The sequence below is a fragment of the Enterococcus sp. C102(2024) genome, assembly GCF_040888205.1.
In the GTDB taxonomy this organism is placed as follows: Bacteria; Bacillota; Bacilli; order Lactobacillales; family Enterococcaceae; genus Enterococcus; species Enterococcus faecalis.
Genome location: NZ_JBFOHH010000006.1, coordinates 108,062 through 122,004, shown reverse-complemented (window position 1 = coordinate 122,004; position 13,943 = coordinate 108,062). Strand labels below are relative to the sequence as shown.

Below are 13,943 nucleotides of genomic sequence, written 5' to 3'. Positions count from 1 at the left end.
GGATCAAAAAAGAAATGGGGAAAAGACTATGAGAATTGATAATATTCATCAAGCGTTAAAACAGTTTCACGTACAAAATCCAAGTAGCAAAGCAACCTTGTTGCCCGCAACGGCTTCGCAATTAAGTCAGGCCTCTGGTTATACCCGAACCGCTGTTAGTGAAGAGCTTTCAGAATTAGTGAGAAAAGACCAAGTCGTTAAAGTTAAATCAAGACCGGTGTTATTTTTTGATAAAGACTACTTAGAGGAACAGTTTCCTTTTTTTAAAAGTAGCACGTGCTACGATTCCCTCACTTCGCTGCAAGAGGACATTTATCAACAGACAGAACAGATACATAAGAAAAAGCAGTTACTGAAAATGAATCCATTTGCGAACGTAATTGGTTTTGATGGGAGCTTAGCAGACGCCATCAAGAAGTTGAAAGCCGCTATTTTATATCCGCCTAATGGCTTGAATATTTTACTTACTGGAGAATCTGGGGTGGGCAAAACCTTAATTGCAGAACAATTACACCAATTTTATCAAGTTAAAATGAACCAAGAAGTCCCGTTTATTTATTTTAATTGTGCAGAATATTTCAACAATCCAGAATTATTAACTTCGCATCTGTTTGGCTATAAAAAAGGCAGTTTTACTGGTGCCGCCAATGACCAAAAAGGCTTAGTAGAGTTGGCAGATGGCGGTTTTTTATTTTTAGATGAAGTCCATCGATTAACGAGCGAAGGCCAAGAAAAATTGTTTACAGTTTTGGATAAAGGGTATTTTACACGGATGGGCGAAGCCGAAAAACAAAGAAATGTATCGATAAAATTTATTTTTGCAACAACCGAAGCCGTCAATCAACATTTTTTGAAAACGTTTTTAAGAAGGATCCCTGTGACATTAGCCATTCCAGCTTTAGCCGAGCGCTCTTTGAAAGAAAAAATTCAATTGATTTTGTCCTTTTTCTTAGAAGAAAGTCAACGGATTCAAAAGAATATCCATATTCGTTATGAGGCGTTGAAACAATTAACATTTACTCATTTTGAAGCCAACGTTGGCGAATTGAAAGCGGCGATTCAATTTATGAGCGCACAAGCCTATTTAGAAGTGTTCGATCAATTAACGGAAACTATTTGCATTGAAGCAAACGAGGGAACAGTCAAAGAGCAACCTGATGTAGAAAGTCTGCTGGCTTTTAATGAGTGGATACCTAACGATGGCCTCACGATTCAATACAACCATTTTTATTTAAGCAGTCAAGAGTTACTCAAATCGGAAAGTCTGAAAAATGATCGTTTTTATAATTTTCTATTGAAAGAATATGCGGATTTGAAAAAATTAACTCTTTCGACAGAGGATGCGCTAGCAATCATGCAAAACAAAGTCGAGCAACTTTATGATATGGATATTTTTGCTCAAGAACCGCTAGCCATAGAGGCCATTGACGAAACATTGCAGCCAAAAATTCAAGAAGCCATTGTCTTTTTTGAACAATTAATCCAAGAAAAATTGACAGAGGATTTCCAGAATATTTTAATTGTCCACCTTTATTCTGCTGTTTTTTATTCTGCACAAATGAATGAAACATTTTATTCAGATACCAAAAATATCTATTCTGGCAAAGTAACCCAGTATCAAGCTGCTAAGACCATGGTGGACTTTCTACAAACATTGTTTGGGATTTCTTTTGCTGATACGGAAATCCTCTTTTTTGATCTATTTATTCGTAAAGTCACAGCTAAAAAAAGAGCGCACTCAGTTGAAGAAAACTGTGGCGTTATCGTCGTTGCACATGGTGCCGCGACGGCCAGCAGCATGGTTGAGTACACCAACCTTCTGTTTTCAACAACGGTCATGCGTGCAGTTGATATGCCGATTAATCAATCAGTGGAAGAAACATTAGAAAAAGTCCGTGCAATTGTAAAGCAAAATCAGTATAAAAAAATTATTTTAATGGTGGACATCGGTTCCCTGGTTTACTTTGGTAATGCTATCAGTCAAACGTTTCAAATGGAAGTGCTGCTAATTAGCAATATCAATCTCTTAACATTGCTAGAAGTGGCCCGAGAAGTCATTTATGAATCGACGGCATTTGAGTATCTATTACCAGTCTTAAAAGAAAAAAATCATCGCGCCTTGATTTGCAGTAAAGGTCGCTTCAACGAGGCAAAAGTTCTCATTATTTCCTGTCTAACTGGCATGGGGACTGCTATTAAAATTGAACAGTTGTTACTAAAAACTTTTCCCAATGAATTACTAACGAATGTACGCATCATTACTTTAGAGAAAAGAGAAGTGGAAGACATTGATCGCTTGCATTCTTTTGTTCGGAAAGAAGAGAAAATCGTTGGCATCATTGGCACCGTAAAGACAGAAGTGCCAGATATTCCGTTTATTTCTTTACAAGATTTACTATCGAAGCGGGGCATTCAGCTAGTTTTCGAATTATTAGGCCATCATTTAGAAGAAAAACAAAACCAAGAGTTACTAAAAAAAGTTTCAGCTAAATATATTCAAGGATTATCAATCGAAGCTATTACAGACTTACTAACGGTTTTGAATCCTACAACCATTTCAATCGAATTAGCTAAGATTTATTCAGACATTTGCTTGCAAACTAAAATAAAAAGTGACGAAAAGATTTTACTTCGTTTTATCATTCATTGTGCTTGTATGTTAGAACGGCAATTGTTGAATCCAGAATATGACCCGACAGCTTATGAAGTGTCATATCGAGAGTTGCCAGAAGCTGTATCTGTCATAAAAATGGCGTTTCGACCGCTTGAAGTGTCCTATAATCTGTTGATTCCACCTTTGGAAGTGCGCTATATTTATGAATTGCTCTTTGAAAAGGCTTAATTCAAACGGAAATGAAAGTTGGCACACTTATTGCTTTTAATAAAATGATTAATTAGCAAAGGAGTTTGTTTATGGAAAATGAACCAATTTTACTTTTAACACACAATGGTTGGGGCTTGGAATTAGTCAAAAGCGTCCAGATGATTGTTGGAGAAGTCACAAATGTACATGAAGTTGCATTACAAGCAGAGGATTCACTGGGGGATTATTTAGAACGAGTCACAGAAAAAATTGACCAATTAACGTGGCACAACCAGTTGCTAATTTTAACAGATGTTAAAGGCGGCACACCTAGTAACGTTGCATTACGTTTATCAAAAGATTATGACCTCCTGATTGTGTCAGGATTATGCACATCGTTATTATTAGAATCCGTCATGAAACAAAGTGGTCCTGGGTTTCGTTTACAAGATGCAGAGATGATTCAACAAGCAGCAGTAGACAGTTGTCAAATTTTAGAAATTCCAAAATAAGAAAGTACAGGTGAACAGAATGTCAAAAATCGTATTAACAAGAGTCGATAGCCGTTTAATCCATGGACAAGTAGTGACTAAATGGTTACAACAATCAGGTGCAAATGAAATTTTGGTAGTGAGTGATGAACTAGAGCAAGATGAATTTTTACAAAGTATTTATTTAATGGCGGCGCCTCCAGGGGTTTCTGTAGTAATTAAAGGGATTGAAAGTGCCAAAGAATATTGGGAATCGCAAGAAAAGGAAGAGAAAAAGGTGTTATTTTTAGTGCCAGATTTAACGACCTTAAAAGCGATGGTGGACCAAGAAATTATTAAAGAGGAGATTCAAGTTGGTGGCTTAGGTGGCGGACCAAATCGGAAAAATGTTTTAAAAAATATCAATTTATCTGAAGAAGATGTTGCAATTTTGACTGAACTTTTAACGAAGGGCATCCATGTTTTCTTCCAAGCGATTCCCGAAGAAAATCCCCTACCAATTCAAAAATTAATTGAAAAATATCAATCACTATAATCAGAGAAAAAGGAGAGAATCATATGGGCGTTTTAGGTGTTTCAATTATTATGGGACTTTATTATTGGTTTGCACGTTTGCGTTTTGGGTACACATTTTCAGGCATGCTGTCTCAGCCATTAGGTGCAGCGTTGGTGGCTGGTTTAGCAACAGGAAAACTTAGTGAAGCAATGGTTGTAGGTGCGGGGATTCAACTTGTTTATCTAGGAGTCACCTCCACACCGGGCGGCAATGTGCCTAGTGATCCGGCTTTAGCTTCAGCAATCGCGATTCCGATTGCTTTAGGTGTGGGAATGAATGCCGAGGCGGCTGTTGCACTAGCTGTTCCTTTTGGTGTGTTAGGCGTCTTTATGGATCAATTACGGCGGACCATCAATGCGACTTGGGTGCATATGGCTGATAAATATGCAGAAGAGTTAAATTATGGGGGGATTTACCGAGCTGCGTTTGTTTATCCAGCTTTAGCGGGATTTTTAATTCGCTTTCCGTTGGTTTTTGCGGCGAACTTTTTTGGTCAATCCGTGGTGAATAAAGTCTTAGAAGTTATCCCAGCATGGTTGATGCACGGCTTTGAAGTAATGGGTGGTATTTTACCAGCGTTAGGATTCGCCTTAACAATTATGGTAATTGGCAAGAAAAATTTGATTCCTTATTTTTTAATTGGTTTTGTTGCAGTAGTATATTTTGGCGCAGAAGTTATGGCCGTCGCTATTTTAGGAATCTGTATTGCCTTTTTAGTTAGAAATAAGGCATTGAGTGAGGAGGCAGCATAATGGAACAAATGACACAAGCAAATGAACAACAATTGGAACAGAAAAAAATTACTAAAAAAGAATTATCCAAAGCCTTTTGGATTTATCAACTAGGCTGTGAATTATCAAATTCTTATGAACGTCTCCAAAGTTTAGTTTTTTGTGCATCGATGATTCCTGCAATTAAAAAACTTTACGCAGACGATGAAGAACAACAAAGAGAAGCTCTGAAACGTCATTTGAATTTTTTTAATACTGAAGGAACAGTAGGGGCTTCAATTCAAGGGATTGCAATTGCTATGGAGGAAGAAAAATCCAATGGTGCAGCGATCTCTGATACGGCGATCACATCGATTAAAACTGGGCTGATGGGTCCACTGGCTGGGATTGGCGATTCAATTATTTGGGCAGCATTAATGCCGTTAATCATTTCCATTTTTATTCCAATGGCTAAAGGAGGTAACGTGATTGGAAGTATCGGTCCGTTGGTTCTGTACACAGCCATTACATTATACATCAGTTGGACGTTAGTGAATAAGTCCTATACATTAGGGCGTAATTCAATCTTAAGTTTGTTAAAAGACGGCAAAATTAAGCAAGTCATTTATTCAGCGAATGTTTTAGGAATGATGATGATGGGCGCTTTAAGTGCGAGTTATGTTAAAATTGCTAGCCCGATGACGTTTAAAGTTACTGGCGGTGCCACGATTGTTTTACAAGATATTCTAGATCAAATTATGAAAGGGTTACTTCCTTTAGCAGCAGTCATGGCTATTTATTTCTTCATGGTAAAAAAAGGCCCACGTTACGGTATCATTATCGGCACGATTGTCTTAGTTAGTTTGGTCACTTCATTCTTTGGTTTGTTATAAAGGAGAAAATAATGAATAGTTACGAAAAATTTCACTTAAAAGAAGTCATCAATGCTTCTGGCAAAATGACCATTCTAGGTGTCTCCAAAGTTTCGGAGGCAGTCCTCGCGGCTCAACGATTCGGCGGCGAACATTTCTTTGAAATGAGTGAACTTAGTGTGCAAACAGGGGCCTTTTTAGCCAACTTGTTGAAGGTAGAAGATGCCCAAATCGTTTCCTCGGCTTCGGCGGGGATTGCCCAATCGGTGGCTGCCTTGATTGGAAAAGGCAGCTTGTACCACGCGTATCATCCTTATACAGAAAAAATTGAACAGCGAGAGATTGTTTTACCTAAAGGGCACAACGTGGACTACGGCACGCCTGTAGAAGTTATGGTAGCGCAAGGTGGCGGCCAAGTGGTGGAAGCTGGCTACGCCAACATGTGTAGTCCAGAACACGTGGAAATGATGATTTCTGAAAAAACAGCGGCCATTCTATACATCAAAAGCCATCATACCGTGCAAAAAAGTATGCTGACGGTGGCCGAAGCGGCTAAAGTGGCGCAACGCCACAAGGTGCCGCTAATTGTTGACGCGGCAGCAGAAGAAGATCTTTTCAAATACACTGAAGCAGGCGCTGATTTGGTGATTTACAGCGGCGCCAAAGCAATTGAAGGGCCAAGTGCCGGTTTAGTGGTCGGGAAAAAAGAATACATTGACTGGGTGCGCCTACAAGGAAAAGGCATTGGTCGAGCAATGAAAATTGGCAAAGACAATATCCTGGGCTTTACGCAAGCAGTGGAAGAATACTTGGCGCATGGCAGTGAGTCAGGGGCTTCGATGCAAGAACGCTTAAAACCGTTTGTTGAAGCCATCAACAACTTGTCAGATTTAACCGCCAAAATCGTCCAAGATGGCGCTGGCCGAGACATTTATCGCGCCAGTGTTAAAGTGGACGGCAGAAAAACTGCCAAGGAAGTCATCCAAGCATTAAAAGCAAAAAGTCCAGCCATTTATACGCGAGAATATCAAGCCAACAATGGCATTATTGAGTTTGACATTCGTTCTGTCAATCAAGAAGAAATGAACAAAATCGTGCAACGATTACAAGAAATTATGGACACAAAGGAGAAATAAGCCATGTCATTAAAACCTAATTATTTAGAAGAACGCATTTGTTTAAACGTCTTAGCCAATTCAGTAGAAAATGCCCAAGCCTGTTATGAAGCAGCAGAAGGGCATGTTGTGTTAGGTGTCCTTTCAAAAAACTATGAAACCGATGAAGCAGCCATTGACGATATGAAAAAATACCAAGCAGCAACCAACAACGCTTTATCTGTCGGCTTAGGAGCTGGTGATCCAAATCAAAGTCAAATGGTGGCTCGCTTATCAGAAGTTTTACAACCGCAACACGTGAACCAAGTCTTCACAGGTGTCGGCGCTTCGCGGGCCTTACTTCGTCAAGACGAAACAGTAATTAATGGCTTGGTTTCACCCACAGGCAAAGTTGGCTATGTTAACATTGCGACAGGTCCGTTAAGCTCGGGTGCGCCAGCGGCGGAAGTACCTATCGAAACCGCCATCAAATTGTTGAAAGACATGGGAGGCAGTTCCATTAAATATTTCCCGATGAAAGGCTTGGCTCACAAAGAAGAATACCAAGCAGTAGCAGCAGCTTGTGCCAAGTATGACTTTTATTTAGAGCCAACAGGGGGCATTGATTTAGAAAACTTTGAAGAAATTGTTCAAATTGCGGTGGATGCCGGCGTTAAAAAAATCATTCCTCATGTCTACAGCTCAATTATCGATCAAGAAACAGGGGACACTAGAACAGAAGACGTGAAAACGTTACTAACCATGATGAAAAACACATTAGTTTAATGAGAAGAAGCAAGAGAGGAAGCGAATCATTCCTTTCTTGTTTTTTACTGATACAATCAATACGCTAAATAATTATAATAACTAAAAAATATTTAGTTTATCTTCACATTTTTTTATAATCTATGGTAAGCTATTATTAAGGAACGGAATAAGAAGAGGTGAAGTGTTGAAGAAAAAATGGCGGATAATTGTAAGCGGAATCATTTTGCTGACAGGAGGAGTGAGCGTGTTTGGTTATCGAGAAAGTGTGGAACGGAGAAAAGAACGAGAGTTAATTCAAATGGAAACGATGACGGCGAAGCAGATTAAGAATACTTTTGCAGATGTAGTTGAGATTGGGCTTAGTATGTCATTGTATAACAAAGGTAATCTATTAGAGTCTTATGCGGGAGGTATCGAATTTAAAGAAGGAAAAACTGAAAATGAAGTAAGGGTTATTTTTTCGGATAGAACAGAAAGGAAGTTATGAAGATAGCGAAAAAGAGGTGAAGTGTTGAAGAAAAAATGGTGGCTAATTGTAAGTGGAATCATTTTGCTAATAGGAGGAGTGAGCGTGTTTGGTTATCGAGAAAGAGTGGAACGGAGAAAAGAACGAGAGTTAATTCAAATGGAAACGATGACGGCGAAGCAAATTAAGAATACTTTTGCGAATGTAGTTGAGATTGAGTTTTCGGAAGACTATGTAGAAAATTCTTTGGCTGGTTTTACAAGGGTAGACGTGACAATAACAACGAGTTATGGCGTTTCTTCTGAGATTGGGGTTAGTATGTCTCCAAATGAAAAGGAATATCGTTCGTATGTAGGAAGTACGGAAATTCCCGTCTTGGGAAAAGGAAAAACTGAAGATGAAGTAAAAATTATTTTTTCTAATAAGGATGAAAGGTTATTATAAATGAGAACTGAAGAAGAACTACGGTATCTAAATTATGAAGTATATTTAGTAGATCCGAGCTATAAAGAAAGTAAAGTTAAATATACAGATAAGGCTACTAAAAATTTAAAAGAGTTTGAAAGAAATGAATTTGTAGTTAGCAATGGTCAAAATTTCAAAGTCCTCTCCATCAAAAACGGCACCCATAGTTTCCAAGCCATGGCTGTTGCACCAATTGTGAAAGGACAACCGGACGTTTCGCAAGTGACAGTTGTCGCAGCAGGAACTTACCCTTCTGATGAGAACGACTTGAAAGCTGCGGCTAAAGGCCTAGCGCCAAATGGTTCGCCACAAGCAGATGAAGCACTTAAGTATGTTGGAACTTTGCTTGAAACGCATCCAGACTGGACAATTACTCAGTTGACTGGTTACTCACAATCTGCATATATGCTGAAAGTTGGCGCTCATTTTCAAATTGCTACAACGGTTTTTAGCGGTTGGTTTCAATATGGTTCTTTAACCAAAGCAGAAGCGAATTTTATGGAAGAAAATCCGCATTTGTTTTTGAATTATCGACAAAAGAATGATGATGTGACAAAGTGGAATGACTTTAATTCACACTGGGGTAATAGCGATGATTTTGGCACGATTATTTGGGTCGAAGGCAAAAGCCATGCATTAGATAGCTGGTCGTTTGATGAAAAAACAGGTCAGCTGAAAATTCCAGAAAAATCTGGGAATTTAGAAGGCTATATGCGTCAGCAAGGGGCGCAAATCATGCGACACTACACGGCACAAGTTACAAGATTAACTCAATTAAAAAGTCGCTTAACAGCCAGCGGTGGCGGCCTTTCTGTTAATGAGCGAATTTATTTAGAAGACCAGCAGGCTCTATTAGCGGTGGACACAGGACGTACAGCGTTTCAAAATGCCATGACCAATATGATGAATATTTACCAACGAGCCATTCAAGAAGCCGAGGAATTATGGCAGAATACCTTGAAAGAAGCCTACAGCCAAACAGCGATTCTCTCCGATGGTGAGATGAGAGAGTGTTTAGCCACAGCAGGTGCAACGCAGCAAAAAATAGTTGGTGAACCAACGGAATTTTTCCAAGAAAAAATTAATCAGATTCGAATGATGGCTGAAAAATTTCAGCAGTTAGCTCAAGAAATTAAACAAAAAATTCAAGAATTGGTCCAAAGAGATCGAGCCTTAGCCCGACAACTAGGGACGTAAAAGGAGAAAAAATGAAAGAAGAACAAATTATCGCTGCTTATCAACGAGAACGTTGGCAATTAGAAGATGCGGAGAATTATTTGAAAAACTATCAACGTAAAGGTGAGCAGTTAATTGAGGAGACGTTATCAAAGCTACAACGAATCGTTCAGAAAGCTGAAGTTGACAGTGAAGTGTTTGCTCAGGCAAAACAAGCGATTATGCACCTAGAATATGAATATAATGAAGAAATTGCCAAAGAGAAAAAACAACTCATGCGGCAGCAAGACGAATTAGAGCAGCAATATCGCCAAGATCTTCGCAATCTCAAAAATTAGTAAGGAGCGTTCGATTTGGAAGAAATAGTAGAAAAATTGTTTAAAGAATTACAAAAAAGTTTAGAAAAAATTCGTGTTCAAACAATTGGAAGGGTGAACGCACAAAAGGCTTATACGAATCAGCAAAAGGCACAAAAAGAAGGAAAAGTCGCAATTGAAAGTGCTAAAAAAACAGTCTCTTCAACTGAGCAAACCTTGGAAGGTTCCTTAAAAGGACAATTTGGTAAAAAAATCACAGAAGTATTGAAAGAGCAACAACAAACTTTGGATAAATTATAAATGCCATATTGATGAGCGGTATTTTGTATCTATACATATTTTTTTATTTAGTTGACTTTCTTCGCCAGATTTGCTACTCTCAAGTGGAGAATAAATAAAAACCAACAAATGAATGTGGGGTATTTTGGTGAGTGTCGTAGGTATCTAATTGATAAGTTGAATAACCAGTGAACCAAGCAAGGTTTATTTGGTGTGCTTAGAAAGTGATACCTGTCAGTCATCTCAATTACTAAATACCTCCTTTAAAAGAGGTTTCTTTAGTAACCTTTATCCAATGATAAAGAGGACAGCGGTAGAACGCTGTCCTCTTTTTTCTATAGAAACTGGTTTTTATTTAAAGGCGCCAGGTATTCTTTTCGTGATAGAAAGGAAGAAAAAACAAATGAATCATGAAACCATTCAAAAATTACAATTTACAACAATTCTTAAAGAAGTTCAAACACGTGCGATTGGCGAGTATAGTAAAGAACGGTTGGCGAAAATGGTCCCTGCAACACGTTTAGAAACAGTGCAGTCCCGCTTAACGGAAACAACCGAGGCCCGCTTAATTATTGATAGCGGACAACACGTCCCTTTCATGGGCTTGAGTCAAATTACCCGCTTGCTTCAACAAGTGAAAAAAGGCTTAATCCTTACACCAAACGAATTGATTGAGGTCGCTGACTTTTTAAGAAGTAGTCAGCGAATCCAGAAGTTTTTTGAAAAAAATCAATACCAAACGCCGCGTTTATTTAGTTACAGTCAGCACTTAGCTGATTTCAGAGCAATCGAAGAACAAATTTATACGAAAATCCATAACCAAAAAGTTGCCACCGATGCTTCTCGACAACTTCGGAAAATCCGTCGTCAAATCAATGAATGCCAACAAGAAATTGAAACAAAAGTCACCAAATTTTTACGCAATAAAAATAATCAACTGTATATTCAAGAAAATATGATGGTGAAAAAAGGGGAACATTACACGGTACCAATCAAAGCTAGCTATAAAAATAAGGTTTCAGGCACAATCATTGAACAATCCAATAAAGGACAAACGGTCTTTATTGAACCTGTAGCAATTAGTAAATTAAATGAACAACTGACACTCTTAAAAGCGGAAGAAACAGCGGAAGAATATCAAATTTTGGCAGAACTAACAGGGTTAATTAATGAGCAAGAACGACTAGTCGATCAAGCCGTCGATACAATGACCACCTTAGATATTATTTTTGCACGAGGAAAGTATAGTCGCGAAATAGGTGGGATCACGCCAAAAGTCAACAAAGAAGAACGCTTGCGCATTGTTCAAGGAAAACACCCTCTTTTATTAGAACACGCAGTACCATTGACGTTTTCTTTAGGAGCAGAGTATCGAGGACTTGTCATTACAGGTGCCAATGCTGGTGGTAAAACGGTTGTCTTGAAAACAGTTGGCTTATTGACTGTCATGACACAATTTGGGTTGCAAATTCCAGCACAAGTGGGCACAGAGATTCCAGTATTAGATGAAATTTTTGTCGATATTGGTGATCAGCAAAATCTGGAAAATGCGTTAAGCACTTTTTCTGGGCACATGAAAAATATTGCGGAAATGTTGCGTAATGTTAAACGACACACGCTTGTTTTATTAGATGAAATTGGCAGTGGCACCGAGCCGAACGAAGGAGCTGGCTTAGCGATTGCTATCATGGAAACGATGTATCAAAAGGGTGCCTTGGTAGTTGCAACGACCCACTATGGTGAAATTAAACGTTTTGCCCAAGAGCATGATGATTTTGTGCCCGCCGCAATGACCTTCGATCGTGAAACATTAACGCCAAAATATCAATTGAAAATTGGTGAAGTAGGCGATAGTCAGGCGCTTTGGATTGCACATAAAATGAAGATGGAGTCACAGCTCATTGAAAAGGCGGCCCATTATATTCAGCGGAAAGAATACCCTACTAATCGAAGTCTATTTAAACCCCTGAAAGCAAAAGAAACGACCTTTACCACGTTTGTAGAAGAAACAGACCGTTATCAAAAAGGTGATCGTGTCCTATTGACAGAAACACAACAAATTGGGTTGGTTTTTACAGATGAGGGTGAACAAGAAATCCAAGTATTTGTGAATGATAAAATTGAAAATGTACCACGAAGACGGTTGAAATTACAAGCGAAAGCACAAGATCTATATCCGCAAGACTATGATTTAGAAAGTTTATTTACAGATTTCCATGAACGAAAGAAACTCAAAGATATTGAACGCGGCTCAAAAAAAGCGCAGAAACAATTACGCAAAGAAGCCGAAAAAAGAGCAGCAAGACGCGAAAAATAAGGAACTTAACAGAAGCAATACAACAACTTAACACTTTGTTTACTTGTTATTTATCAGAAATCAACTAAGACTTGTTATAGTCAATGTATGGGTAGAGATATGAAGGAGGAAACAAGGAAATGAAGAAAAGAGCTTTGCTAGGGGTTACCTTATTAACATTCACAACATTAGCGGGTTGTACAAATTTATCTGAACAGAAAAGCGGCGAAAAACAAACAGAGGTTGCTGAAGCGAAGGCAGCTGAATCCGAAAAAGCACCAGTAAAAAATGTTATTTTTATGATTGGAGATGGCATGGGGAATCCGTATACAACGGGCTATCGCTATTTTAAAGCCAATCACTCAGACAAGCGTGTTCCCCAAACAGCTTTTGATACCTATTTAGTCGGACAGCAAGCCACTTATCCAGAAGATGAAGAAGAGAATGTCACTGATTCAGCGTCCGCAGCGACAGCGATGGCTGCTGGAGTGAAAACCTACAATAATGCTATTGCACTCGATAATGACAAGTCCAAAACAGAAACAGTGCTAGAACGTGCGAAAAAAGTGGGGAAATCAACGGGGCTTGTAGCAACATCTGAAATAACACATGCAACCCCTGCTGCATATGGCGCCCATAATGTTTCACGCAAAAATATGGCAGAAATCGCCGATGACTATTTTGATGATCAAATCGACGGACAACACAAAGTCGATGTGTTACTTGGCGGTGGCTCCGAATTATTTGCGCGGAAAGATCGTGATTTAGTCAAAGAATTTTCCCAAGCGGGTTATGGTCATGTCACAGACAAAAAGTCGTTAAATGAGAACCAAGACGACAAAATTTTAGGCTTGTTTGCACCAGGTGGACTACCTAAAATGATTGACCGAACGGAAGAAGTTCCTTCATTAGCTGATATGACAGAAGCGGCTCTTCAACGTTTAGATAAAAATGAAAAAGGCTTCTTTTTAATGGTTGAAGGTAGCCAAATTGATTGGGCCGGGCATAGCAATGATATTGTTGGCGCGATGAGCGAAATGCAAGATTTCGAAGCGGCGTTTGAAAAGGCTATCGATTTTGCCAAAAAAGATGGTGAAACATTGGTGGTTACAACTGCAGATCATTCTACTGGTGGCTTGTCTTTAGGTAAAGGAGATCAATACAATTGGTTGACGGAGCCATTACATGCGGCAAAACGCACGCCTGATTTCATGGCAGAAGAAATCATTAAAAATGGTAATGTGGAAAAAACAGTGACTGAGTATATTGATTTTCAATTAAGTGAGGCTGAATTGAAAGCAATGAAAACAGCGGCGGAGTCAAAAGATGTTGAAAAAATTGCTCAGGCATTAAGAAAGATTTTTGATGAACGTTCGAATACTGGTTGGACTACAGGCGGACACACAGGAGAAGATGTAAATGTCTATGCTTATGGCCCACAAGCAGAAGCTTTTTCAGGACAAATTGATAATACAGACCAAGCGAAGATTATTTTTGGCTTAGTAGATGGCACCGGGCAAAAAGCTGAGATTAAAGATAAAGGTATTGGTAAATAACAAAATGAAGAAAAAGCAGAGCGTATAGAAGCTCTGCTTTTTCTTCATTGAAGGCATAAAAATTTTATCTCTGTTATAATGAAGGTAACCAGAT

The 13,943-nt window shown here is 38.8% G+C and carries 14 protein-coding genes; all 14 read left to right on the top strand.

Features of this window, described 5'->3' with window-relative positions:
* The first annotated feature begins 28 nt into the window (after positions 1-28).
* The 14 genes from AB3I34_RS11940 to AB3I34_RS11875 all read left to right on the top strand — a co-directional run bounded on the left by AB3I34_RS11940 (position 29) and on the right by AB3I34_RS11875 (position 13,849).
* Positions 29-2,842, top strand: a complete 2,814-nt coding sequence (locus AB3I34_RS11940; RefSeq protein ID WP_105223179.1) for a sigma 54-interacting transcriptional regulator — start codon at positions 29-31, stop codon at positions 2,840-2,842.
* Positions 2,843-2,913: 71 nt separating this feature from the next.
* Entirely contained in the window at positions 2,914-3,315 is a 402-nt protein-coding gene (locus AB3I34_RS11935) for a PTS sugar transporter subunit IIA (RefSeq protein WP_002365282.1), read from the top strand.
* Between the two features lie 19 nt (positions 3,316-3,334).
* A complete protein-coding gene (locus AB3I34_RS11930; protein ID WP_002355078.1) occupies positions 3,335-3,829 on the top strand; it encodes a PTS sugar transporter subunit IIB in 495 nt (164 codons plus the stop codon).
* 23 nt (positions 3,830-3,852) lie between these two features.
* Positions 3,853-4,602: a PTS sugar transporter subunit IIC gene (locus tag AB3I34_RS11925; RefSeq protein ID WP_002355079.1), complete on the top strand. Its 750-nt coding sequence runs from the start codon at positions 3,853-3,855 to the stop codon at positions 4,600-4,602.
* Complete coding sequence (locus AB3I34_RS11920) at positions 4,602-5,453, top strand: PTS system mannose/fructose/sorbose family transporter subunit IID (protein WP_002359140.1); 852 nt, start codon at positions 4,602-4,604, stop codon at positions 5,451-5,453. The genes AB3I34_RS11925 and AB3I34_RS11920 overlap by 1 nt, the downstream gene beginning before the upstream one ends.
* Positions 5,454-5,464: 11 nt before the next feature.
* Positions 5,465-6,568: a DgaE family pyridoxal phosphate-dependent ammonia lyase gene (locus AB3I34_RS11915; RefSeq protein ID WP_085444075.1), complete on the top strand. Its 1,104-nt coding sequence runs from the start codon at positions 5,465-5,467 to the stop codon at positions 6,566-6,568.
* A gap of 3 nt (positions 6,569-6,571) precedes the next feature.
* A complete protein-coding gene (locus AB3I34_RS11910) occupies positions 6,572-7,312 on the top strand; it encodes a KDGP aldolase family protein (RefSeq protein WP_010712844.1) in 741 nt (246 codons plus the stop codon).
* Positions 7,313-7,475: 163 nt separating this feature from the next.
* On the top strand, positions 7,476-7,781 hold the full coding sequence (locus tag AB3I34_RS11905; RefSeq protein WP_229204857.1) for a hypothetical protein: 306 nt from the start codon (positions 7,476-7,478) through the stop codon (positions 7,779-7,781).
* Positions 7,782-7,802: 21 nt separating this feature from the next.
* Positions 7,803-8,204, top strand: coding sequence for a hypothetical protein (locus tag AB3I34_RS11900; RefSeq protein ID WP_229204856.1), 402 nt, complete (start codon positions 7,803-7,805; stop codon positions 8,202-8,204).
* Positions 8,205-9,422 carry a hypothetical protein gene (locus AB3I34_RS11895; protein ID WP_010712841.1) on the top strand — a complete coding sequence of 406 codons (1,218 nt, stop codon included), beginning with the start codon at positions 8,205-8,207 and terminating at the stop codon, positions 9,420-9,422.
* A gap of 11 nt (positions 9,423-9,433) precedes the next feature.
* Positions 9,434-9,739: a hypothetical protein gene (locus tag AB3I34_RS11890; protein WP_010712840.1), complete on the top strand. Its 306-nt coding sequence runs from the start codon at positions 9,434-9,436 to the stop codon at positions 9,737-9,739.
* A 15-nt stretch (positions 9,740-9,754) separates the two neighbouring features.
* Positions 9,755-10,018, top strand: coding sequence for a hypothetical protein (locus AB3I34_RS11885; RefSeq protein ID WP_002408975.1), 264 nt, complete (start codon positions 9,755-9,757; stop codon positions 10,016-10,018).
* A gap of 274 nt (positions 10,019-10,292) precedes the next feature.
* Positions 10,293-12,314 (top strand): mannonate oxidoreductase, encoded by a 2,022-nt coding sequence (locus tag AB3I34_RS11880; protein WP_025189431.1) that lies wholly within the window; start codon positions 10,293-10,295, stop codon positions 12,312-12,314.
* 119 nt (positions 12,315-12,433) lie between these two features.
* A complete protein-coding gene (locus AB3I34_RS11875; RefSeq protein ID WP_085444076.1) occupies positions 12,434-13,849 on the top strand; it encodes an alkaline phosphatase in 1,416 nt (471 codons plus the stop codon).
* Positions 13,850-13,943 lie beyond the last annotated feature (94 nt).

Bases quoted from the DNA above. Each gene is read 5' to 3' on its own strand.
- AB3I34_RS11920 (WP_002359140.1), top strand. From the start codon at position 4,602: ATGGAACAAATGACACAAGCAAATGAACAACAATTGGAACAGAAAAAA.
- AB3I34_RS11925 (WP_002355079.1), top strand. From the start codon at position 3,853: ATGGGCGTTTTAGGTGTTTCAATTATTATGGGACTTTATTATTGGTTT.
- AB3I34_RS11890 (WP_010712840.1), top strand. From the start codon at position 9,434: ATGAAAGAAGAACAAATTATCGCTGCTTATCAACGAGAACGTTGGCAA.
- AB3I34_RS11940 (WP_105223179.1), top strand. From the start codon at position 29: ATGAGAATTGATAATATTCATCAAGCGTTAAAACAGTTTCACGTACAA.
- AB3I34_RS11915 (WP_085444075.1), top strand. From the start codon at position 5,465: ATGAATAGTTACGAAAAATTTCACTTAAAAGAAGTCATCAATGCTTCT.
- AB3I34_RS11910 (WP_010712844.1), top strand. From the start codon at position 6,572: ATGTCATTAAAACCTAATTATTTAGAAGAACGCATTTGTTTAAACGTC.
- AB3I34_RS11935 (WP_002365282.1), top strand. From the start codon at position 2,914: ATGGAAAATGAACCAATTTTACTTTTAACACACAATGGTTGGGGCTTG.
- AB3I34_RS11895 (WP_010712841.1), top strand. From the start codon at position 8,205: ATGAGAACTGAAGAAGAACTACGGTATCTAAATTATGAAGTATATTTA.
- AB3I34_RS11875 (WP_085444076.1), top strand. From the start codon at position 12,434: ATGAAGAAAAGAGCTTTGCTAGGGGTTACCTTATTAACATTCACAACA.
- AB3I34_RS11930 (WP_002355078.1), top strand. From the start codon at position 3,335: ATGTCAAAAATCGTATTAACAAGAGTCGATAGCCGTTTAATCCATGGA.
- AB3I34_RS11880 (WP_025189431.1), top strand. From the start codon at position 10,293: ATGATAAAGAGGACAGCGGTAGAACGCTGTCCTCTTTTTTCTATAGAA.